Genomic DNA, 22,122 nt, shown 5'->3' with positions numbered 1-22,122 from the left:
TTATTCATGTTAGAAAAATTTGACGGAGCATAAGCCCGGCCCTTCCTGCGGGGCAAGAACAGCCGGACGGCCCTGTCTAGAGTGAGGCTTTTCGGGCAGACTCTGCGGCCTTTTCAAATCCGGTGAGCCTTAGATGAGCTGTAACAGTCATAAAATCCGCTTTCTCAGGCAGCAGATCCCGTCGTTCGAATGCGTTCCGGGTTGCCATGACTGCTGCGGGCCCGTGACCACCTCATCTGAAGAAATGGCCCGCCTGCCACGCAAGACCGCTGCCGAACAAGAGGCGGCCATGGACGAGCTGAACTGCGTACACCTGGGCCCCAATGGCTGCACTGTGTATGAAGAGCGCCCGCTGATCTGCCGTCTGTTTGGCACCACCCCGACCTTGCCGTGCCCTAACGGCCGCCGCCCGGTGGAAATGATCCATCCTTCGGCGGAGAAGCTGGTGCATGAATACATCGCCAGTACCCGCCAGGTGCTGGTCTAGAACCTTCCTGCCCCTGCAGGAGCAAGCTCGCTCCTGCAGAGCCCCGGGGGTCAATCCGGGATCGGCAAATTCAGGCTCTCTTTCACCTCTTCCATCACGATATAGCTCTTGGACTCACGCACGTGGGGCAGTTTGAGCAAGATATCGCCCAGCAGTTTACGGTACGAGGCCATCTCGCTGATCCGCGCCTTGACCAGATAGTCGAAGTCACCCGACACCAGATGACACTCCAGTACGTGGGGCAATTTCAGCACTGCACGGCGGAATTCTTCAAAAGTATCGCCTGACTTGTAGTCGAGGCTGATTTCGACGAACACCAGCAAACTGCCCTGCAAATGCTGGGGGTTGAGCCGGGCGTTGTAGCCCATGATGATCCCTTCGCGTTCCAGCCTGCGTACCCGCTCGGTACAGGGCGTGGTCGACAACCCTACCTTCTCTCCAAGCTCGGTAAACGAGATCCGGCCATCGGCCTGCAGGATGCGCAAAATGTTGCGATCGATCTTGTCCAGTTCACGCTTTGTCTGATGATTTGTACGCATAGGAGAATCTCCTTTGTAAAAAGCGTTTTGGCCGAGAATTGTCGCCAAATATAGCTTTTTATACAGTGAAATCCACTGGCAAATGCTTCTTATACTGCGCTCATCTTCGCTTTGAACAATAAACGTCTGCGGCTGGCCGCGATGAGGGAAATAAATATGCGAGTTATGGTATTGGGTGGCGGCGTTATTGGTACTGCCAGCGCCTATTATCTGGCCCGAGCCGGTTTCGATGTAGTCGTCGTAGACCGTCAGCCAGCCGTTGCGATGGAAACCAGCTTTGCCAACGCCGGCCAGGTATCCCCGGGCTATGCATCGCCATGGGCCGCGCCGGGCGTTCCGCTCAAGGCGATCAAATGGCTGCTCGAGCGCCACGCCCCCCTGGCAATCAAGGCCACCACCAATATCGACCAGTACCTGTGGATGGCGCAGATGCTGCGCAACTGCACCGCCAGCCGCTATGCCGTGAACAAGGAGCGCATGGTGCGTTTGTCCGAGTACAGCCGCGACTGCCTCGATGAACTGCGCGCCGAAACCGGTATTGCCTACGAGGCTCGCAACCTCGGTACCACTCAATTGTTCCGCACCCAGGCCCAACTGGACGGCGCAGCCAAAGATATCGCCGTACTCAAGGAGTCCGGGGTGCCTTACGAGCTGCTCGACCGTGCGGGTATCGCCCGGGTTGAGCCGGCACTGGCCGGTGTCACTGACATTCTGGCCGGCGCCCTGCGCCTGCCGAATGACCAGACAGGTGACTGTCAGATGTTCACCACCCGCCTGGCTGAAATGGCTAAAAACCTGGGTGTCGAATTCCGCTTCGGTCAGGATATCCAGCACCTGGACTTCGCGGGCGATCGCATCAATGGCGTAATGATCGACGGCAAGCTCGAAACCGCTGACCGCTACGTACTGGCCTTGGGCAGCTACTCACCGCAAATGCTCAAGCCACTGGGCATCAAGGCCCCGGTTTACCCGCTCAAAGGCTACTCGCTGACCATCCCGATCACCGATCCGGCCATGGCCCCCACCTCGACCATTCTGGATGAGACCTACAAAGTCGCCATCACCCGTTTCGACAACCGTATCCGTGTCGGCGGCATGGCCGAGATAGCCGGTTTTGACCTGTCGCTCAATCCACGCCGGCGTGAAACCCTGGAGATGATCGTCAATGATCTTTATCCTCGGGGCGGTGATTTGAGCCAGGCAAGTTTCTGGACCGGCCTGCGCCCGACCACTCCGGACGGCACGCCGATCGTGGGCCCGACGCCATTTAAAAACCTGTTCCTGAACACCGGTCATGGCACACTCGGCTGGACCATGGCCTGCGGCTCCGGTCGCTTCCTCGCTGACGTGATGGCCAAAAAGACGCCACAGATCAGCGCCGAAGGCCTTGATATTTCCCGTTACGGAAACCACCAGGAGACTGCAAAACATGGCAATCCAGCGCCAGCTCACCAATGAACGCATGAGCCAGATCGTGGCTCACAACGGCACTGTTTACCTGTCAGGGCAAGTCGGCAATGACATGTATGCCGGGGTCGAGCAGCAAACCCGCGAAACCCTGAAAAATATCGAGCACCTGCTGGACCTGGCGGGCACCGACAAAAGCCACATCCTGTCGGTCACCATCTACCTCAAGAACATCGATGCCGACTTTGCCGGCATGAACAGTGTCTGGGACGAGTGGCTGCCTAAAGGCGTACAGCCTGCACGCGCAACGGTCGAAGCCAAGCTGTGTGAACCGGAAATTCTGGTGGAACTGTCGGTTATCGCGGCACTGCCATAACACCCTTGATGTCATAACTGTCCCTCTTGCGGTGCCACCGTGGTCAAGCCACGGGTTGGCGCCGGTTTTTTATTCAACAGCCGTTAGAAGCCCGCCGCCATGCGCCCAGCCCGTGCCCTGATCGACCTTCAAGCCCTGCGTCATAACTACCAACTGGCCCGTGAAGTGACGGGGGCCAAAGCCCTCGCCGTGATCAAGGCCGACGCCTACGGCCATGGCGCCGTACGTTGCGCCCAGGCCCTGGAGGCTGAAGCCGACGGCTTTGCTGTTGCCTGTATCGAAGAAGCCCTGGAACTGCGCGCTGCCGGCATTCGCGCCCCTATTCTGCTGCTTGAAGGTTTTTTTGAAGCAGATGAACTGCCGCTGATCGTCGAGCACGACTTCTGGTGCGTGGTGCATTCGCTGTGGCAGCTCGACGCGATCGAGCAGGCCCGCCTCCCCAGACCGATTCAGGTGTGGTTAAAACTCGACAGCGGCATGCACCGCGTCGGCTTGCACCCGCATGATTACAAAGCCGCCTACCAGCGCCTGCAGGCCAGCGGCAAAGTGGCAAAAATCGTACTCATGAGCCACTTCGCCCGCGCCGATGAACTGGACTGCAGCCGCAGTGAAGAACAGCTGGCGGTGTTTCAGGCGGCCCGTGCGGACTTGTCTGCCGAAGTCAGCTTGCGCAACTCGCCGTCGATCCTTGGCTGGCCAACCACCCCGAGTGACTGGGTCCGTCCGGGGCTCATGCTGTACGGGGCAACCCCGTTTGAAGAGCCGCAGGCTCAAGCTTCCCGCCTGCAGCCAGTGATGAGCCTGGAATCCAGAGTCATTTGCGTACGCGAATTGCCGGCAGGCGAGCCGGTGGGCTACGGCGCCAGATTCATCACCACCCGACCAATGCGCGTCGGCGTAGTGGCCATGGGTTATGCCGATGGCTACCCGCGTCAGGCGCCCACCGGCACCCCGGTACTGGTGGCCGGTGTACGCAGCCAGCTGCTGGGGCGGGTGTCGATGGACATGCTGTGCATTGATCTCACGGATGTGCCGCAAGCCGGCCTCGGTTCACCCGTCGAGTTGTGGGGCAAAACTATCCTCGCCAGTGAGGTGGCGGCCAAGGCTGACACCATTCCTTACCAGATTTTTTGCAACCTGAAACGAGCCCCGCGCCTCTATTCCGGGAACTGATGAGTTGTATCCAATGTGCGGAGCAAAATGGGTGTACAGGTTTGAAGTCGAAGTGTTGTAAATACTGAACGCTATCGCCATGATGGCGGCTTCTCGACCTGAACCTGACCCTAGGAGGCTCCCGCATTGGACGTCGGTGAACGACTGCAATCCATCCGCAAACTTAAAGGCCTGTCACAGCGTGAACTCGCCAAGCGTGCGGGCGTCACTAACAGCACTATTTCGATGATCGAAAAAAACAGCGTGAGCCCTTCAATAAGCTCCCTGAGAAAAGTGCTGAGTGGCATTCCAATGTCCATGGTCGAATTTTTTTCCGAAGAGATCCTTCAGGAAAAACCGACGCAAATTGTCTACAAAGCCAATGAATTGATCGACATTTCAGATGGTGCCGTGACCATGAAACTGGTCGGCAAAGCGCATCCGAGTCGGGCCATCGCATTTCTTAACGAAATCTATCCACCGGGCGCCGATACCGGGGACGAAATGCTGACCCACGAAGGCGAAGAAACCGGAATCCTGGTGGAAGGCCGTCTGGAGTTGACCGTAGGTCTTGAGACCTTCGTGCTCGAAGCCGGCGACAGCTACTATTTCGAAAGCTCCAAGCCGCACCGTTTTCGCAATCCGTTCGATGTCGCAGCGCGACTAATCAGCGCAGCCACCCCGGCGAATTTCTAAGAAAAGAGGCGCCCTGCTTATGGGCAGAGGCATCCGCAGCTGCATTTCGCCATCTCTATTCCCCCTTTGTCTTTAGGGTTGTTTCAGAGTGGCGGGCTAACCGTTATACTTTTGCCGCCCGCGAAACCGTGGTTGTGGGCGTGAATAGCCACCATTGAGGGTGTACGCGTGAACCTAATTATGAAAATGCTGGCCGTACCAGCAACTGTATTGGCCCTTTGGGCAGTCAACGCTCAAGCGGCAACAAACGATGACATCGCAAAACGCCTCGAGCCTGTAGGCAAAGTCTGTGTTCAGGGCGAAGAATGTAAAGGCATGGATGTCGTCGCTTCAGCTGGTGGCGGCGGTGCTCAAAGCCCGGACGACATCATTGCCAAGCATTGCAGCGCGTGCCACGGCACAGGTTTGCTGGGCGCACCGAAAATCGGTGACACCGCAGCCTGGAAAGAACGTGCCGATCACCAGGGCGGCCTCGATGGCATCCTGGCCAAGGCCATCACCGGGATCAACGCCATGCCGCCAAAAGGCACGTGCATGACCTGTACCGATGAAGAACTGAAAGGCGCCATCGAGAAGATGTCCGGCTTGAAATAAGCCGATCTTCACCAGAAAAGCCGCTGATGGGCGGCTTTTTTGTGCCTGAAATTTGCTCCGGCACGCCCTTGATCCTCCTTGCTCTTTGCAACCAAGACCGGTCACTCTCTGTCACATCTCTATACACGGATGGTCTTGGAGGGTCAGATGGTGCAGTCCTGTTCGATCGAGCGCGCAGTCGATGATGTGCTCGCACGTTTGCCGATGCATATTCACCTCGGCTTGCCGCTGGGTCTGGGCAAGGCCAACCGGTTCGTTAACGCGCTATATCGGCGCATCAAGTTGCTGCCCGAGCGCCGGCTGACGATTTACACCGCCTTGAGCCTTGGTCGCCCGCCCCTGGGTGACGGTTTGCAGCGCCGCTTTCTCGAGCCCTTTGTGGAGCGGGTGTTTGGCGACTATATCGAACTGGATTACCTCGCCGACCTGCATCGCAACAGCATGCCGGGCAACATTCACGTCGAGCAGTTCTTTATGCAGCCGGGCAGCCTGCTCAATAGCCCGGCGGCGCAACAGGATTACGTCAGCAGCAACTACAGCCATGCCGCCCGCGATATCAACGCCAACGGCTTGAATCTGGTGGCGCAGATGGTCGCCCGTGATCCCCTGGATGCCACTCGCCTGAGCCTGAGCTGCAACCCCGATGTCACCCTCGATTTACTGCCCATGATCGCCAGACGCCGGGCCGCGGGCGAAACCATTCTGATACTGGGCCACGTGCACAGCGACTTGCCCTACATGCCCGGGGACTCTGAACTCGACATCGAAGATTTTGACCTGCTGATCGACGAGGATGAGCACACCACGCTGTTTTCTACCCCCAATATGCCGGTGAGCCAGCAAGACCATTTTATCGGCCTGCACGCCAGCACTCTGGTGCGTGATGGCGGCACGCTACAGATTGGCATTGGTTCGATGGGCGATGCGCTGAGCGCCGCCTTGCTCGCGCGTCAGGGCGATAATGACGGCTACCGGGCCTTGCTCGGCGATATCGATATAACCCCATGGCGCTCGCTGATTGAACGCGAAGGCGGGGTCGAACCGTTCGCCCGGGGCCTGTATGGCTGTAGCGAGATGTTTGTGCACGGGCTGATGGTGTTGGCGGACGCAGGTATTGTGCGGCGCAAGGTGTACCCGGATGTCGAGCGACAGACGCAGGCCAATGCCGGCACCCTGGACGAAAGCCTGCACCGCGATGGCATCAGCGTACACGGCGGCTTCATCCTTGGCCCGGCCAGCTTTTACCAGCGCCTGAGGGAGTTGCCACTGAGCAGGCGTAGCGAATTCAACATGACCGCCATCAGCTACATCAACGAACTGTATGGCCAGGAAGACCTGAAGCGCTTGCAGCGGCGCGATGCGCGTTTTGTGAACAGCGCGTTCACCGCCACCTTGCTCGGGGCCGCCGTCGCCGATCAACTGGAAGACGGCCGCGTACTCAGCGGGGTCGGCGGCCAATACAACTTTGTGGCCCAGGGCCATGCGCTGCATGACGCGCGCTCGGTGATCATCCTGCGCAGCTGGCGCGAATCGGGAGGCGATGTGAGTTCCAACATCGTCTGGGAATATGGCCACTGCACCATTCCCCGGCATTTGCGCGACATCGTGATAACCGAATACGGCATCGCTGATCTGCGCGGCAAGACCGATCGTCATGTGATCGAGGCGATGCTGTCCATCACCGATTCACGCTTCCAGACCGAACTGATCGAACAGGCACAGCAAATCGGCAAATTGCCCAAGGACTTTTGCCTCGATCCGCGATTTGCCGACAACAGTCCGCAGCGCCTGCAATCGATTGCCGCGCGCCACCCGCATTTATTCCCGGAGTACCCGCTGGGCAGCGATTTCAGCACCCAGGAGCAAGACCTGCTGCGGGCGTTGAACTGGCTCAAGAGCAAATTCAAACTCACGCAGATCTATGAACTGGGCAAAGCCACGCTGGACGCACCTGCAGCGCAAGCATTCCCCGAACACCTCTCGCGCATGGGGCTTGAAAAGCCCGAAGGTCTGCGCGAAGAGCTGTATCAGCGCCTGCTGCTGGCAGGTTTGCAGGCGACCGCAAAGACCGGCATCTGACACCTGTCACCTGCAGGAGCGTGCTCCTGCAGGGAGGGCAGCGGTATCAGTCGATAAAGGTCACTTTACCGTCAGCCAGGGATTTAACCCGTGCCAACGATTCAACGCGATAACCCTGCGCGTCCAGTTCAGCACGACCGCCCTGGAACGACTTCTCGATCACGATACCCAGACCGGCAACCGTTGCGCCCGCTTGCTTGATAATCGAAATCAGCGCCTGGGAAGCTTTGCCGTTGGCCAGGAAATCGTCGATCACCAGCACGCGATCGGTGCTGGTCAGGTGACGCGGAGAAATCGCCACAGTGCTTTCGGTTTGCTTGGTGAACGAATACACCGTGGCCGACAGCAGGTTTTCAGTCAGGGTCAGGGACTGGTGCTTACGCGCGAAAATCACCGGTACACCCAGGTTCAGGCCCGTCATCACCGCCGGGGCGATGCCCGATGCTTCGATGGTAACGATCTTGGTGATGCCCGCATCCTTGAACAAACGCGCGAATTCATCGCCAATCTGCTTCATCAGGTACGGATCAATCTGATGGTTCAAAAAGGCGTCGACCTTCAAAACCTGATCGGAAAGCACGATGCCTTCTTCGCGAATTTTCTTGTGCAGTGCTTCCAACGTAACGTCCTCAAATAGCGCTTATGCGCTGAAGGTAGAGTAAAAAATAGTCAATTTTAGCGTTTTAGCATGGCGCGTATATCGGCCAATGCCGTATTTCCGCGAACCGCTTTCACTTCGGTGGGGGTGTCATCGTTACCTTCCCAGGCCAGATCGTCCGGGGGCAACTCATCCAGGAAGCGGCTCGGTGCGCAATCGATGATTTCGCCGTACTGCTTGCGCTTCGCTGCAAAGGTAAATGCCAGGGTCTCACGTGCACGGGTAATGCCCACATAGGCCAGCCGGCGCTCTTCTTCGATGGTGTCGGCTTCGATACTGGAGCGGTGCGGCAGGATCTCTTCTTCCATGCCCATGATGAACACGTAGGGAAATTCCAGACCTTTGGAGGCGTGCAACGTCATCATTTGCACGCCCTCGGCGCCATCTTCCTCTTCTTGCTGGCGTTCGAGCATGTCGCGCAACACCAGCTTGCCGATGGCTTCCTCGATCGTCATGGCACCGTCTTCGTCTTTTTCGAGGGTGTTTTTCAACGCCTCGACCAGGAACCAGACGTTGGACATACGATAGTCAGCAGCCTTTTCGCTGGAACTGTTGGTGCGCAGCCAGTTCTCGTAGTCGATGTCCATGATCATGCTGCGCAGCGCCGCGATCGGATCTTCGCCCGAGCATTGCTCGCGCACACGGTCCATAAAGCGCTTGAACCGCGCCAGACGGTCGGTAAAGCGGGGGTCCAGATGCTCACCCAGACCAATCTCGTCAGTGGCCGCATACATCGAGACTTTTCGCTCGGTGGCGTAGTTGCCCAGCTTCTCGAGGGTGGTAGAACCGATTTCGCGACGCGGGACGTTGATCACCCGCAGGAAGGCGTTGTCGTCGTCCGGGTTCACGATCAGTCGAAAGTAGGCCATCAGATCTTTCACTTCCTGACGCCCGAAGAAGCTGTTTCCGCCCGACAAGCGGTACGGGATCTGATGGTGTTGCAGCTTCAATTCGATCAGCTTTGCCTGATAGTTGCCGCGATACAGGATCGCAAAGTCACTGTAAGGCCGATCGGTGCGCAAGTGCAGGGTCAGGATTTCAACAGCCACGCGCTCGGCTTCGGCATCTTCGTTGCGGCAGCGGATGACCCGGACTTCGTCGCCATGGCCCATCTCACTCCACAGTTGCTTCTCGAACGCGTGGGGATTGTTGGAGATCAGCACGTTGGCGCAGCGCAGAATGCGGCTGGTGGAGCGATAGTTTTGCTCCAGCATCACCACTTTCAGGGACGGATAGTCGTCCTTGAGCAACATCAGGTTTTCCGGGCGGGCACCGCGCCAGGCATAGATCGACTGGTCATCGTCGCCCACAACGGTGAACTGATTGCGTGTACCGATCAGGTATTTCACCAGCAAATACTGGCTGGCGTTGGTGTCCTGATACTCGTCCACCAGCAGGTAGCGGACCTTGTTCTGCCACTTTTCGCGAATGTCGGTGTGCTCTTCGAAGAGCTTCACCGGCAGCAGAATCAGATCGTCAAAGTCCACCGCGTTGTAGGCTTTAAGCGTGCGCTGGTAGTGGGTGTAGACAATGGCCGCCGTCTGTTCCTTGGGATTGCGCGCGTTTTCCAGGGCCTTGGGCGGCAGGATCAGATCGTTTTTCCACGAGCCGATCATATTCTTGATCTCGTCGACCCCGTCGTCGCCCGAGTATTCCTTTTGCATGATATCGGTCATCAGCGCTTTGACGTCGGCCTCGTCAAAGATCGAGAACCCGGGCTTGTAGCCCAGCCGCGCATGCTCCTTGCGGATGATGTTCAGCCCCAGATTGTGGAAGGTACACACCGTCAGGCCACGACCCTCGCCCTTCTTGAGCAGGGTGCCCACCCGCTCCTTCATCTCGCGCGCCGCTTTGTTGGTAAACGTCATGGCGACGATGTACTGGGCACGAATGCCGCAGTTCTGAATCAGGTGCGCGATTTTGCGGGTAATCACGCTGGTTTTGCCGGAGCCTGCGCCGGCGAGCACCAAAAGAGGGCCGCCGACGTAGTTCACGGCTTCTTGCTGCCGGGGATTGAGTCGGGACATGACGAAAATAGGGGTCGTGTGCAAAAAGGGCAGGCATTTTAACAGGCTGAGCAGATATTGCTGCCTCCGTGCGACGGTGTGACGTGGCACTCTATCTAAATTTGCCGCTTTTGTTAGTTTGCCGCAGGATACCGGGGGGTTTTAGTCTACCGTTTGGTATACACCGACCGCGCGTAATTGATAATCGGTGTCATTTACCATTAAGTATTGGCGCGTCATAATGCCCATCGCCTGAATTATGCAGAGTCTAGGGAGCTAGCTTGTCCAAGCATGTTGAACCCTTGCGTTTACTGCTACTGGCCGAAGAGCCATCTTGGGCAGCGTTAGTGCGCGAGTGCCTGGCGCCCATGGGAAGCAAGGTCGTACTGATGTGCGCACCGGACTGGGAATCTGTCAGCTACCTGTTCGAGCACGATCGAAATGCACTGCTTCTGACCACCCCGGCGCTGCAACCCGCCCCGGGACGCTGTCGCATGCCCACGGTTCTGTTGCTCGACAGCGAACCCGTGGATCCTCCCCAGGGGGTCAGCGACTGGTTAATCAGTACCAGCCTGAACACCGATGTCCTGCGCCGCTGTTTGCGCCATGTGCGCGAGCGCGGAGTGCTTGAACACACCTTGCAGCGCCTGGCCGAAGAAGACCCGCTGACCGGCATTGCCAACCGCCAGGGCTTCCAGACCCTGCTGGCCGTGCGTTTGGCCGAAAGCGACGGGCGTGGCATCGCCCTCGGGCACCTTGACCTGGACAATTTCCGTCACGCCAACGACGCCCTCGGGCATCAGGCGGGAGACCGCCTGATCCTGCAAGTAGTCGCACGTCTCAAAAGCCAGCTCGAGGCCGGCGATCAGCTTGCCAGGCTGGGCAGTGATGAATTCGCCCTGCTGATCGATACCCGCCGTGCCCCCGAGCGCGCCGAATGGATCGCCGAGCGCATCACCGAAGTCATGGCCGAGCCCTACTGGATCGACGGTGAAAGCCTGCTGATCGGCTGCAGCCTTGGCATTGCCCATGCACGGGCCAGCGCCGGGGCCGACCCATTGATGTGGCACGCACACATTGCCATGCAGCAGGCCAAAAGCACCCAGGGCTGCACCTTTCATGTGTTCGACGAACGCATCAATCGCAATGCCAGAAGCCTGGCCGACCTTGAAAGCGAGCTGCGCCGGGCCTTGCGCCGTGACGAACTTGAACTGCATTACCAGCCGCGCCTGGATCTGGGCACGGGCAAGATCGTCGGGCTCGAGGCACTGGTACGCTGGCGCCATGCCGAGCGCGGCTTGCTCGCGCCCAACGAGTTCGTGCCACTGGCCGAGCAAAGCGGGCTGATCGTGCCGCTGGGTTACTGGGTCATTTCCCGGGCCCTGCGCGATATGCAGACCCTGCGCGAGCTTGGCCTGCCGGCGCTGCACATGGCGGTCAACCTGTCGTTCCGCCAATTCCAGGACAGTCAGTTGCTTTCAACCCTCAGCCGCTTGATCACCGAGCGCGCAGTTGAAGCCCAGTGGCTGGAATTCGAGCTGACCGAAACGGCTGTCATGCGCCGCAGTGACCTGGTCAAACAGACAATGGATGCCTTGGGAAGGCTGGGGGTGCGCTTCTCGCTGGACGACTTCGGCACCGGTTTTTCATCGTTCGTGCATCTCAACAGCCTGCCGATTGCGCTGCTCAAAATCGACAAGAGTTTCGTCGGCGGCATGGAAGACCGCGAAGAAAACCGCAAGCTGGTGCATGCCATGATCAACCTGGCCCACAACCTGAAACTGGAAGTGGTTGCCGAAGGCGTCGAAACCCCTGAGCAGTTGTCCTTGCTGCGGGGGTTTGGCTGCGATCAGGTGCAGGGCTACTTCATCAGCAAACCGCTGCCGCTGGCAGACCTGGTGGAATTTTTGACCTTGGGCGAGCAGCAGAAGGTACCGCAGGTTATCTAGCCGTCACCGTCACCTGCAGGAGCGAGCTGTTCAATACGCCAGCCAGGAACTCGCTCCTGCAGACTCAACTTGCCTTGAGCTCACGCTTTAACATGCGCCGCATCTTCCATTCGAATGCCAGGGTCAGGCTTACCGACGCGCAAGCCAGGCCCAATGCCAGCCCCCACCAAACCCCGGTAGGGCCCCAGCCAAGGGTGAACGCCAGCAACCAGGCCATCGGCGCACCAATAGCCCAATAGCAGAACAGCCCCACCAGGAACGTGGTCCGGGCATCCTTGAGCCCGCGGATAGCGCCCATGGCAATGGTTTGCACTCCATCGAACAGCTCGAACCACGCCGCCACCGCCAGCAAACTGATAGCCAGCTCGAACACCGGGCGGAATGCCGGGTCGTTGTAATCCAGAAACAGACCAATCAGCTGGCTCGGCCAGAACCAGAACACCACTGAAAAACCAAGCATGATCAGCGCGCCGCAACCGATCCCGACCCGACCGGCCAGTCGCGCCCGGAGCAAATCGCCACCGCCATAGTGCTTACCGATACGCATGGTAATTGCATAGGACAACCCGGCCGGAACCATGAACGCCGCCGACACAATCTGCAGCGCAATCTGATGCGCAGCCAGTTGAGTGCTGCCCATCGTGCCCATGCACAGTGCTGCAAAGGCAAACAACCCGACTTCCACCGCGTAGGTGCCGCCAATCGGCAAGCCAAGGCGCCACAGTTCACGCAGGTACGTCAGATTAATCCGCGACAGGCCATTGCGAATCGGATACGCGTCGTAGGCCGGATGCCGATGAATATGCCAGGCCAAGCCTGCGGCCATACAGGTGGCCACGATTGCCGTGACCAGGCCGATGCCCATCAAGCCCAGCTTGGGCAGGCCGAACATACCGGTGATCAACGCATAATTGAGCAGAAAGTTGGCCACGGTGCCGATCAGACTGATCACCATCACCGGCGTCGCTCGCCCCATGGCGCTGGTAAAACCACGCAACGCCATGAACGTCATGTAGCCGGGCAGGGCGAAGGGCAGCAGCAGCAAAAACTGGCCCGCGGCTTCAACGTTGGTAGGCGTCTGGCCAAACAACAGCAGCAGCGGTTTGATATTCCACAGCATCAGCGCGCCGCCCAGGGCCAGGCCCCAGGCCAGCCACAGTCCGGCCTGGGTCAGGCGGGTCGCGCCTTCGATATCGCCTGCCCCCTGACGAATCGACACCAGGGTGCCCACCGCCGCAATCACACCGATGCAGAAAATCGACACGAATGAGTAACTGGCCGCCCCCAGGCTCCCGCCTGCCAAAGCCTCCGGGCTCAGACGAGCCATCATCAGGGTGTCGGTAAGCACCATCAGCATATGAGCCAACTGCGAGGCAATAAGCGGCCCGGCCAGCCGCAAAAGGGCCCGGAGTTCGATACGAACGGGATGCTGTAGGGTCATCAGTAAAATTTCTGTAGGTGCGTTGAAGGGCTTGATTCTCGGCGCGTTGAGTGTTTTAAGCAAAGGGATAAAAACGATCCATGACATGATTAAAACTCATATATAGATCCGTAATTTTCCACTGTTTAGTGTTGCGCCCAGGAATAATCCTCATGTCACGTAGCCTTCCTCCGCTTTATGCCTTGCGCGCCTTTGAAGCCGCGGCCCGCCACAGCTCATTTACCCGGGCGGGCGAAGAGCTGTCGATCACCCAGAGCGCCGTCAGTCGCCATATCAAAACCCTGGAAGCGCATTTCGCCTGCCGGTTATTCCAGCGCAATGGCCGCACCTTGCAACTCACCGAATCTGCCCGCTTGCTGTTGCCGGGCGTGCGCGAAGGTTTTGCCGCCCTGGAGCGCGCCTGTACCACCTTGCGTGCCGAAGATGACATCTTGCGCATGAAGGCCCCCTCGACCCTGACCATGCGCTGGTTGCTGGCCCGCCTCAGCCGCTTTCGCCATTTGCAGCCGGGCAACGAAGTGCAACTGACCAGCGCCTGGATGGACATCGACCATGTGGACTTCAACCAGGAACCCTTCGACTGCGCGGTGCTGCTGAGCAACGGTCACTTCCCGCCCGACTGGGAGGCCACATTGCTGTTCCCGGAGATGCTGATTCCCGTCGGCGCGCCCAACCTGCAAGACGACCAGCCATGGGATGCCAGGCGTCTGGCGGCCACTGAACTGCTGCACCCCACACCTGACCGTCGCGACTGGCGGCGCTGGCTCGACTGCATGGGCCTGAGCGGCCAGGTGTCCCTCAAGGGCGGGCAGGTATTCGACACCCTGGAGCTGGGCATGATCGCCGCCGCCCGTGGCTACGGCATCTCAATGGGCGACCTGCTGATGGTGGCCGAAGACGTTGCTCAGGATCGTCTGAGCCTGCCCTTTAGAACCGCCGTGGCCAGCGGCGAAAACTACTATCTGGTGTGGCCCAAAACCCGCCCCGGCGGCGAACGTTTGCGCCGTCTGAGTGATTTCTTGCAACACGAAGTGGCCGCGATGGAACTGCCGGTGGTCAGGCGCATGGCGTGAGTCAGGCCCGTTACCCGCTCACCGGCCGGTACTGCAATGCCTCCGCCAGATGCTTGCGCTCTATAGCGTCCACTTGCTCCAGATCGGCCAGGGTTCGTGCAACTTTCAACAACCGGTGAGCGGCCCGCAGCGACAGGCCCATGCGCTCGCAGGCCGTCTCCAGCCAGGTGTTATCCACAGCACTGAGCCTGCACTGGCTCCGCACCCCGGGCAGGTCCAGAAAAGCATTGGCACAGCCCTGGCGCTGCAGCTGCCGTTCACGGGCACCAGCCACTGACGCAGCGGCGCTGGCCGTGGTCAAGCCGCAGGCAAGAGCGGGGTTGAGCGAGGTGGTTTCGCGGGCCACGGTCAGGTGCAGGTCGATGCGATCGAGCAAGGGCCCGGACAGCTTGTTGCGGTAGCGCTGGATGTGCTCCGGGGTACAGCGACAACGGCCCGTGGGCTCTCCCAGATAGCCACAGGGGCAGGGGTTCATTGCCGCCACCAGCTGGAAGCGCGCCGGAAACCGCATTCGATCCCGGGCCCGGGCGATCACGATAAATCCCGATTCCATCGGTTCTCTGAGCACCTCCAGCACTTTGCGATCGAATTCGGGCAGTTCATCCAGAAACAACACCCCGTGGTGCGCCAAAGTGATCTCGCCCGGCTGGGGTTTTGAGCCGCCGCCAACCAGCGCCGGGCCGGAAGCCGAATGGTGCGGCTGGCGAAACGGACGCTGCGGCCAGCACTTGAGGGGCACATGACTGGCCACCGATTGAATGGCCGCCACCTCCAGCGCCTCTTGCTCGTTGAGGGGCGGCAATAACCCCGGAAGGCGGCTGGCCAGCAGGGTCTTGCCCGTGCCGGGCGGCCCGGTGAACAACAAATTGTGGCTGCCAGCAGCGGCAATCACTAACGCCCGCTTGGCCGAGAGCTGGCCCTGTACATCGCTCAAGTCCGGATAAGGCATGCTCTCGCGCAGCAAGCCACTGGCGCCGTAAGGTTCAAGCACTGTACGGCCGGCGAAGTGCGCCACGGCCTGCAACAAGTGTTCGACCGCGATGACCGTCAGGCCGGAGGCCAGACAGGCTTCCTCGGCATTGGCCAGCGGCACCAGCAAAGCCCGGCCCGCAGCACGGGCTGCCAGGGCGGCAGGCAGTACGCCCTGCACCGACCTGATGGCGCCCGACAGGGCCAGTTCACCGAGACACTCGACCTGGGCCAGGGATACAGCGGGGATTTGCCCGCTGGCAGCCAGGATGCCGAGAGCAATGGCCAGGTCAAAACGCCCGCCGTCCTTGGGCAGGTCGGCAGGCGCCAGATTGAGGGTGATACGCCGGGCCGGAAACTCAAACCCGGAGTTTAGAATCGCGCTGCGTACCCGGTCCTTGCTCTCCTTGACTGCGGTTTCCGGCAGCCCGACCAGGGTCAGTGCCGGCAACCCGTTGGCCAGATGCGTTTCGACCGTAACGGCCGGGGCCTCGACGCCCACTCTGGCTCGGCTGTAAACGATGGCCAGCGACATGACTCACTCCTTGAGTTCACAAAGCGTCCATCCTGCGCGAATCAACGACCCGGGGCAGGGTCGCAATGGATACGGAATGTGTTGCGAGCCCCGGTCGTCAGCGCGTCAAACGCCGGGCAGACTCGCCGCGATCATTCACATTCCGAAACCGGGCCGGTGGCCTCTTTCAACGCATCGGCCAAATCGCTGGCGTTGCGACTGGAGTAAATACTGCCTCCGGTATTTTCAGCGATGCAGTCAGACAGCGAGCTGTCGCCAATATTGACCACGTTGACCCGCAGGCGCGGCTGTTCGGTGGCAATGGTCTGCGCCACCTTGCACACGTTCTGGTTACAGCCATCGTCACCGTCGACAAACATCACAATCACCGCATCGCGGTCACGGCCGTTGACCGTGCGCGCGGCCTTTTTCAGGCTCGACGCCAGGGGAGTACCGTCGTCGGCGTTCAAACGCTGAATCCCGTCGATTAATTGCCCACGCCGGGCCGCGTTGAAAACGCCGTGATCCGGTTGTTGCGAACAGCCGGCGAAGGTCATCAAGCGCGTATCAATGTCCGGGTGCAGGTTATTGATCATTCCCGACAACGAGGCCTTGGCCACGTCCAGCCGGGTTTGTGGGCTGAACATCCTGATTGTGCGCGGGTCGTCAGCCGCCGGTCGGGGGCGCGTCTTGAAATACCAGTCTTCGTCAGCCTTGGTGGCGGCAATGTTCAGGTTCATCGAGCCCGAGGTGTCCAGAATCACCACAAACTCCGGCGGCAGCTCCCCGCCACCCGGTACCTTGGCCCGACAGGCATAACTGCTCTGGCCCGGCCACAGGTTCATCAGTGGCAAACGCCACTGCCACAACGCCCACAGCAACAGCCCCAACCCCAATAACCCGGCAAGCAGCCACAACCAGCCGCGCCAGACCCGCCACACTATTACCCGGCGCACCACCGGACGCGGGGCTGGCGCGGGTGCCGGCGGCGGGGCCACGACCGCAGCCCGCGGCTGCAGCCCCCAACGCACCACAACCGGGTCACCGTTGACGCTGTACAGATTGTTCAGGTCCGGCGGGCGGATCAGTGAACGCAAGCTGGCGGCCTGTTCGGCCTGGCCGCGCGCGACCAGCTCATCGGCCAGCAAGCCCAGGGTTTCCTGGCGCTGGCGATAGCGTTCCAGCAACGCCGCCTGCTGATCTTCGTTCAACTCGTGGAAGCGCGTAGGCTGGCCGCCCAGCTCCGTCCACCACTCCACCACATTGCCGCTGCCGATGCGCGGGATCGCGTAGACACTCGCCACCGACGGCGGGAAATGCTTGAGGATCAGCGCAATTTTCGCTTCCAGCACATCCAGCTCTGTGGAGCTGGCGTGCTCATCCCGGGTAATGCGCTGCATGCAGTGGCTTCCTGAAAAAGAGTCGGCGGCACTTGGCCGCCGACTGGACGGGGATGCAGGGTTATTCGTAACCGAGGCTGAATTGCAGCTGGTTCACCTTCTTCTGCAACGTCTTGAGCTCCTGCTGCCTGGCGGCCACCAGCGCCGGATCAGCGCTGCTGGCCGGCTTGGCACGGGCGGCCTGGAGCTGCTGTTCAAGCCCGGCAATCTGCTGCTGTACCTGCGCCTTGTTGCCACTGCGGGCTTTGAGCGAACCCAGTAACTGGTTCAGCGACTGGTTCAATGCCGCCTGGGACTTTTGCTGGCCCAGCAGGTCGGTGCGCGACACCGCCTGTTGCGCGGCAATGTTTTCGTAGACCTGATGGAACAGCGCATTTTCCTGCTGCGACTTGGCCAGCGCCAATTCGTTTTGACGAATCTGCTCGCTGTAACCGCCACCGGCGTCGCAGTTCATTTTGGTGAACAGCCCGGCGTCACGGTTGCCGGCATCACATTCACCCGGCTGTGTGGCGCAACCGGACAACGCCAGCAAAACACCGAAACCCAGTATCAATCGTGCGTTCATCGTCTCAACCCAGAGTGATTGCAGAGCGCTGGCTGTACAAGCCATCGACTTCTTTTTGCAGGCTGGCGACTTTCTCGTTCATCTTCGAGATATTGGCGTCGATTTGCTTGAGCTCCGGGGCATTGCCCTGGGCACGCTCGGCTTGCACCACGTCGTTGTAGCCCTTGACCTTGACCCGCATGTTGTCCAGCTCCTGGCGCAACTGAGCAATGTTGCCGTCAACCATGGCGATTTGTTTTTTAGCCTGGGCCTGATCGATTTTCTTGCTGGCCAGGTCGCGCTTGATCTGCGCGATCTGCGCCTGGTCATCCTTGATCACCTGCTGAGCCGTCGCGGTACGCGACACTACTTTTTGGGTGTCCAGCTGCACATCGCTGTTGTACTTCTGCAAACGCTCGCTGGTGTTGGAGTATTCGCTGCGACGCTGATCCAGGTAGTAGTTGGCGCCCATTGCCACGCCACATGCGGTGACACCCGCAGCAATCATGCACACGGTTTTATTGCCGCTATCGGCCAGTACACAGGCCAATACACCGGTACCGACCCCCATGGCGCAGGCCTGATAGCCCGACTTGCTGAAGAACTGGGCGTCCGAGCTCTGGGTCAGGCGCGGATCAACCATGCTGCTGCCCGTGCTGGCGCAACCGCCCAACAGCAGGCTGCCTGTGAGTACAGAACTGATCAGTAACTTGGAAGAGGACCACAGGCTGCGCATCATCGTATTTCTCCTTGTTGAAGCAGGTATTGGGCTTATTGGGTGACCGATTTGCAGCTCTTCAACCAGGCGTCAGTGTCGATCCTCTGCTTTTGCAGATAGGTCTTCTGATTCGCCCAGTGAGTGCGCAGGTAAGGTTTGAGTTCTTGCAGTTGTTTGTTCTGGCCGATGATTTCTTCCATCACCGGCACCTGCGGTTCCAGCAGGGACTGGCCGTACAAGGACGCCGACTCCACCAGGCTGCTGGCGTAATAACGGCTGAGTTTGTGCAGACGGTCTTTCTGTTCGTCCAGCTTGCCTTTGCGCATGTCGCAGCTCGGGTCCTTGTCTTCGGACTCGCAATTGAGGGCGTAATTTTTCTGCAGGAAGTCCAGGTACTGGCCGTCATCGAGCATTTTGGTACACAGGAACGCCCCCAGATTGAGGCTCGCGCGAATCGCCTGGTCGCGGGTTTCTTCCTGCTGCTGATTGCTGGCACGCAGCTGGTTTTCCAGGGCCTGGAGCTTTTCTTTGAGGGCCTTGTCTTCCACCGCGGAGGCCAGCGAATTCAGCTCCTGGACCGCGCCGCGGTCTTTCCCGGTGTCACCCTGGACAGCGCCAGTGCCTAGGCTCTGCCAGCTCTTTTCGATGCTGCTCACACGCTCGCGCGAGGTCAGTGTCGGCGACACCAGAACCAGCCGCAGGCCGGTGGTTTTATTCTTAACCTGGCCGTCGGCGTTGTAGTAAGGCTCCTCTTTGCGCAAGGACGTGCGCACGTCCGCCTGGGGCGTCAGGTAGTTGCCGCCGCGTACCACATAGCCGCCGGCCTGACCGTGTTGCCGATCGAGCTTATTCAGGCGAAAGGGCTCGAACATCATTTCATCGGCGTTACCGAGCATGTCGTGCAGGCCCAGCGGGTTGGGTTTTTGTAGCCCGCCCAGTTGCAGCTTGCCGTTGGACGATTGCGCACCGCCGAACCACTCATAAGCGTTCAGGCCGTCCGGCATCGGGTAGCGTGTATCGCTGAATTCGGCGGCCCCCACTTCCAGCCCGCCACGGGCGGCGAACTCCCATTCGGTTTCAGTCGGCAGGCGCAAAAAGCCCAGCGCACCATCTTCCTTGGGCAGCGCGGCGGCAGCGTTTTTACGCAACCACAGGTTGTATTTGTCGGCCACTTCGATGGCTTGTACCCAACTGATCGCCACCTGCGGCAAGCGCAGCTTGTTCGACGGCACCGGGCAGGTTTCATCGGTCAGAGCCTGATACTGCAACTGGCTCATCTCGTACTTGGCCATCAAGTAATAACGGGACTTGTCGGTTTTGCTGCCGGTGAAACTGCCGGAAATAAACGCGGGGCGCTTCTGCTCCACATACCCCCATTCGGCGCTGTCCTGACCGATATTGATCGGGTAGTCGTCCAGCGGGCCGGTAACGGGAATGAACACCTTGCGAAATACCATCGAGCCGTCGCAGGGCATGGGCAATACGACGTCACTGGCGTCGGCGGCCGGGTTGTAGAATTTCTCGTCCCAGGCCGCCGCCGAGGCGCCGGGCAAGTAGCCAAGGCTCAGGAATGCGAGCGCAACAACAGATTTATAACTCACGCAGACTCTCCGCAGGTTGGATGCTGATGGCCCGCAGGGCGCCGATCACGGCGACCAGTGCAGCGACCAACAGGGCGATCAGCAGGGCTGCCAGCCCGTGCCAGACAGTGATGTGGCAGACAAAGGTGCCGGTGGCCTGACTGCTGCCCAGCAGATGGTCAAACAGCAGGCTGCCCACGCCATAAAACGCCAGCCCGCCGACATAGCCGGCCAGGCTTAAGAGCAACGCCTGAGCGATCACGAACCCGGCCACTGCCGGGCTGCTGAAGCCCAGTAATCGCAGAACCGCCAGGCTTTTGCGTTTGCGGTCGATATTGGCCAGGAACGCACCGATCATCGAGGCGATGCAGCCAATCAGCGCGGCCCCGGCGATCACGCCAAAGATCAGCCCCAGTACATGGTTGATGGCTTTGACGTTGTCGATATCGGCCAGGCGGCTCGATGTCTCGATGTTCTGCTGGTTCAGCCAGCGTTCCAGCGGCGCCACGCTATCGATATCACGGGCATAGACCCGGGCGCGGGCATACAGCGGCTGCAAGTCGCCGACCGGTTTGCCGGTAGCAAGGCCAAACGCCGGGACCTGATAGCCATCGCGAAAGCGTTCCAGCTCGAGCAATAAAGGCGGTGCAACGAAACCGGCGGCGCGGCCAAAGCGGGCGGCGTCGAGCACCGCGACCACGATCAGATTCAGCTCGCCGCGCTCATTGATGCCATCCAGACGGCGGCTCACCCGCACCCGCACGCTGTCGCCGACATTGGCTTGCAGACGCTGGGCGGCACGGGCACTGAGGATCACCTGATTGGCACTCAACGTGATATCGGGCAGGTTCAGCAACGGGTCAGCCGCCGCGCTGGGGATAATTTCGGCGTTTTCGACAAAACGCTGCAGGCCCACCAGCAGGTCGGCCTGCGTATTCAGCGAACGGGTCTGGCCGATGGCGAAACCGACTTCAGGTCGCTGGCGCAAACCCTCGATCCAGGCGGTGTCGTAATTGCCGCTACTGAGCATTTTCACTTCAAGGTTGCGCGGGTCGCTGAGCAGTTCGTTCTGCAACTGGCTGACTACGCCATGCTTGAGCCCGAACAGCAGCAACAGCGGTGCGATCACCGCCACCAGCGACGCGGCGATGCACAAGGACACTTTGCGGTCATGCCAGAGGTCTTCGACCGCCAGCTTGCCGAGCAGGCCGAGGCGGCTAATCCATGGCTTCAAAGCGTGTTTCTCCCTGACCGCTGATGGCACCCAGACGCGGCAAACCAAAGTCGCGCACCAGCGCCCAGTCATGGGACACCACCAGTGCGCTCAAGCCCAGCTCATTCACCAGACTCAGCAACAATTCAAACAAACGCCTGGCGCTGTGGGGATCAAGTGCCGCGGTGGGCTCATCGGCCAGCAGCAACTGCGGCTCATGGGCGATAGCCCGCACGCACGCCACGCGCTGGCGTTCGCCGATGGACAAGGCCTGGGGCAACTTGTCCAGCAAGCCCTCCAGCCGCAGCGCCTGCACGGCACGCTCGACCTGCGCACTCTCGACCGGCATGCCGAGCAGGCGGCGGGGCAGTGTGATGTTGTCGCGCACGCTCAAAAACGGCAGCAAGCCGCCACTTTGCAAGATGAACCCCAGGTGCCGCGAACGCACCGCCGACAACGCCGGCTGGTCATTGGCCGCGAGCATGCGGGCTATATCCAGTGCCTTGGCCCCTGGCTCATGACGCGCCGGACCAAGGCTGAAGCGCCCCAGTTCGACGGGCATCAGCAGCAGGCCGATGGCTTCGAGCAGGGTACTTTTGCCACAGCCGCTTTCGCCGGTGATGGCGAGGATTTCGCCGGCCTTTACCTGCAAGGCCGGCAACCGCACGCTATGGGCCTGCGCACCGCTGCCACGGCGCACCAGCATGTCCTGAATATCGAGCATGGG

The 22,122-nt window shown here is 60.0% G+C and carries 20 protein-coding genes; 9 read left to right on the top strand and 11 right to left on the bottom strand.

The window, feature by feature from the left end; genetic code table 11:
• The first annotated feature begins 133 nt into the window (after positions 1-133).
• Positions 134-487, top strand: coding sequence for a YkgJ family cysteine cluster protein (locus tag B195_RS00430; protein ID WP_003437837.1), 354 nt, complete (start codon positions 134-136; stop codon positions 485-487).
• A gap of 50 nt (positions 488-537) precedes the next feature.
• Here B195_RS00430 and B195_RS00425 read toward each other — a convergent pair whose 3' ends face one another.
• Positions 538-1,026 carry an Lrp/AsnC ligand binding domain-containing protein gene (locus tag B195_RS00425; protein WP_003437842.1) on the bottom strand — a complete coding sequence of 163 codons (489 nt, stop codon included), beginning with the start codon at positions 1,024-1,026 and terminating at the stop codon, positions 538-540.
• Positions 1,027-1,182: 156 nt separating this feature from the next.
• Between B195_RS00425 and dadA the strand changes: the two genes are divergently transcribed.
• The 6 genes from dadA (at position 1,183) to B195_RS00395 (ending at position 7,330) form a co-directional block, all read left to right on the top strand.
• Positions 1,183-2,484 (top strand): D-amino acid dehydrogenase, encoded by a 1,302-nt coding sequence (gene dadA, locus B195_RS00420; RefSeq protein WP_003437843.1) that lies wholly within the window; start codon positions 1,183-1,185, stop codon positions 2,482-2,484.
• Entirely contained in the window at positions 2,456-2,809 is a 354-nt protein-coding gene (locus B195_RS00415; RefSeq protein WP_003437845.1) for a RidA family protein, read from the top strand. The genes dadA and B195_RS00415 overlap by 29 nt, the downstream gene beginning before the upstream one ends.
• A gap of 99 nt (positions 2,810-2,908) precedes the next feature.
• Positions 2,909-3,982: an alanine racemase gene (alr, locus tag B195_RS00410; RefSeq protein ID WP_003437847.1), complete on the top strand. Its 1,074-nt coding sequence runs from the start codon at positions 2,909-2,911 to the stop codon at positions 3,980-3,982.
• A gap of 126 nt (positions 3,983-4,108) precedes the next feature.
• A complete protein-coding gene (locus B195_RS00405) occupies positions 4,109-4,657 on the top strand; it encodes a cupin domain-containing protein (protein ID WP_003437848.1) in 549 nt (182 codons plus the stop codon).
• 180 nt (positions 4,658-4,837) lie between these two features.
• Positions 4,838-5,251 carry a cytochrome c5 family protein gene (locus B195_RS00400; RefSeq protein WP_003437850.1) on the top strand — a complete coding sequence of 138 codons (414 nt, stop codon included), beginning with the start codon at positions 4,838-4,840 and terminating at the stop codon, positions 5,249-5,251.
• Positions 5,252-5,398: 147 nt separating this feature from the next.
• A complete protein-coding gene (locus tag B195_RS00395) occupies positions 5,399-7,330 on the top strand; it encodes an acetyl-CoA hydrolase/transferase C-terminal domain-containing protein (RefSeq protein ID WP_003437852.1) in 1,932 nt (643 codons plus the stop codon).
• 46 nt (positions 7,331-7,376) lie between these two features.
• Here the strand turns inward: B195_RS00395 and B195_RS00390 are convergent, their stop codons facing one another.
• Together B195_RS00390 and rep are read right to left on the bottom strand one after the other, a co-directional pair.
• Positions 7,377-7,949 carry a xanthine phosphoribosyltransferase gene (locus B195_RS00390; RefSeq protein ID WP_003437854.1) on the bottom strand — a complete coding sequence of 191 codons (573 nt, stop codon included), beginning with the start codon at positions 7,947-7,949 and terminating at the stop codon, positions 7,377-7,379.
• Positions 7,950-8,005: 56 nt separating this feature from the next.
• Complete coding sequence (gene rep / locus B195_RS00385) at positions 8,006-10,015, bottom strand: DNA helicase Rep (RefSeq protein WP_003437856.1); 2,010 nt, start codon at positions 10,013-10,015, stop codon at positions 8,006-8,008.
• Between the two features lie 368 nt (positions 10,016-10,383).
• On the opposite strand from rep, the gene B195_RS00380 reads away from it, so the two are divergent.
• A complete protein-coding gene (locus B195_RS00380; protein ID WP_010656748.1) occupies positions 10,384-11,943 on the top strand; it encodes an EAL domain-containing protein in 1,560 nt (519 codons plus the stop codon).
• Positions 11,944-12,007: 64 nt separating this feature from the next.
• Here the strand turns inward: B195_RS00380 and B195_RS00375 are convergent, their stop codons facing one another.
• Positions 12,008-13,384: a NorM family multidrug efflux MATE transporter gene (locus B195_RS00375; RefSeq protein ID WP_003437859.1), complete on the bottom strand. Its 1,377-nt coding sequence runs from the start codon at positions 13,382-13,384 to the stop codon at positions 12,008-12,010.
• 152 nt (positions 13,385-13,536) lie between these two features.
• Here B195_RS00375 and B195_RS00370 point away from each other — a divergent pair, with 152 nt between their 5' ends.
• Positions 13,537-14,457: a LysR substrate-binding domain-containing protein gene (locus B195_RS00370; protein WP_003437862.1), complete on the top strand. Its 921-nt coding sequence runs from the start codon at positions 13,537-13,539 to the stop codon at positions 14,455-14,457.
• 10 nt (positions 14,458-14,467) lie between these two features.
• Here the strand turns inward: B195_RS00370 and B195_RS00365 are convergent, their stop codons facing one another.
• From B195_RS00365 to B195_RS00335, 7 genes are all read right to left on the bottom strand, one after another.
• Positions 14,468-15,961: a YifB family Mg chelatase-like AAA ATPase gene (locus B195_RS00365; protein ID WP_003437864.1), complete on the bottom strand. Its 1,494-nt coding sequence runs from the start codon at positions 15,959-15,961 to the stop codon at positions 14,468-14,470.
• Between the two features lie 131 nt (positions 15,962-16,092).
• Positions 16,093-17,340 (bottom strand): VWA domain-containing protein, encoded by a 1,248-nt coding sequence (locus B195_RS00360; RefSeq protein ID WP_003437866.1) that lies wholly within the window; start codon positions 17,338-17,340, stop codon positions 16,093-16,095.
• Between the two features lie 61 nt (positions 17,341-17,401).
• The gene (locus B195_RS00355) at positions 17,402-17,905 is read right to left on the bottom strand and encodes a hypothetical protein (protein ID WP_003437868.1); all 504 of its coding nucleotides are present in this window, start codon (positions 17,903-17,905) and stop codon (positions 17,402-17,404) included.
• A gap of 4 nt (positions 17,906-17,909) precedes the next feature.
• A complete protein-coding gene (locus B195_RS00350) occupies positions 17,910-18,623 on the bottom strand; it encodes a hypothetical protein (RefSeq protein ID WP_003437870.1) in 714 nt (237 codons plus the stop codon).
• 32 nt (positions 18,624-18,655) lie between these two features.
• Entirely contained in the window at positions 18,656-20,203 is a 1,548-nt protein-coding gene (locus B195_RS00345) for an SUMF1/EgtB/PvdO family nonheme iron enzyme (protein ID WP_003437873.1), read from the bottom strand.
• Positions 20,193-21,416 carry an ABC transporter permease gene (locus B195_RS00340; protein ID WP_003437876.1) on the bottom strand — a complete coding sequence of 408 codons (1,224 nt, stop codon included), beginning with the start codon at positions 21,414-21,416 and terminating at the stop codon, positions 20,193-20,195. The genes B195_RS00345 and B195_RS00340 overlap by 11 nt, the downstream gene beginning before the upstream one ends.
• On the bottom strand, positions 21,400-22,119 hold the full coding sequence (locus B195_RS00335; RefSeq protein ID WP_003437878.1) for an ABC transporter ATP-binding protein: 720 nt from the start codon (positions 22,117-22,119) through the stop codon (positions 21,400-21,402). Before B195_RS00335 ends, B195_RS00340 begins: the two co-directional genes overlap by 17 nt.
• Between the last annotated feature and the right edge of the window lie 3 nt (positions 22,120-22,122).

The sequence above is a fragment of the Pseudomonas sp. Lz4W genome (assembly GCF_000346225.2).
In the GTDB taxonomy this organism is placed as follows: domain Bacteria; phylum Pseudomonadota; class Gammaproteobacteria; order Pseudomonadales; family Pseudomonadaceae; genus Aquipseudomonas; species Aquipseudomonas paraversuta.
This window is presented reverse-complemented; position numbering and strand designations above follow the sequence as displayed.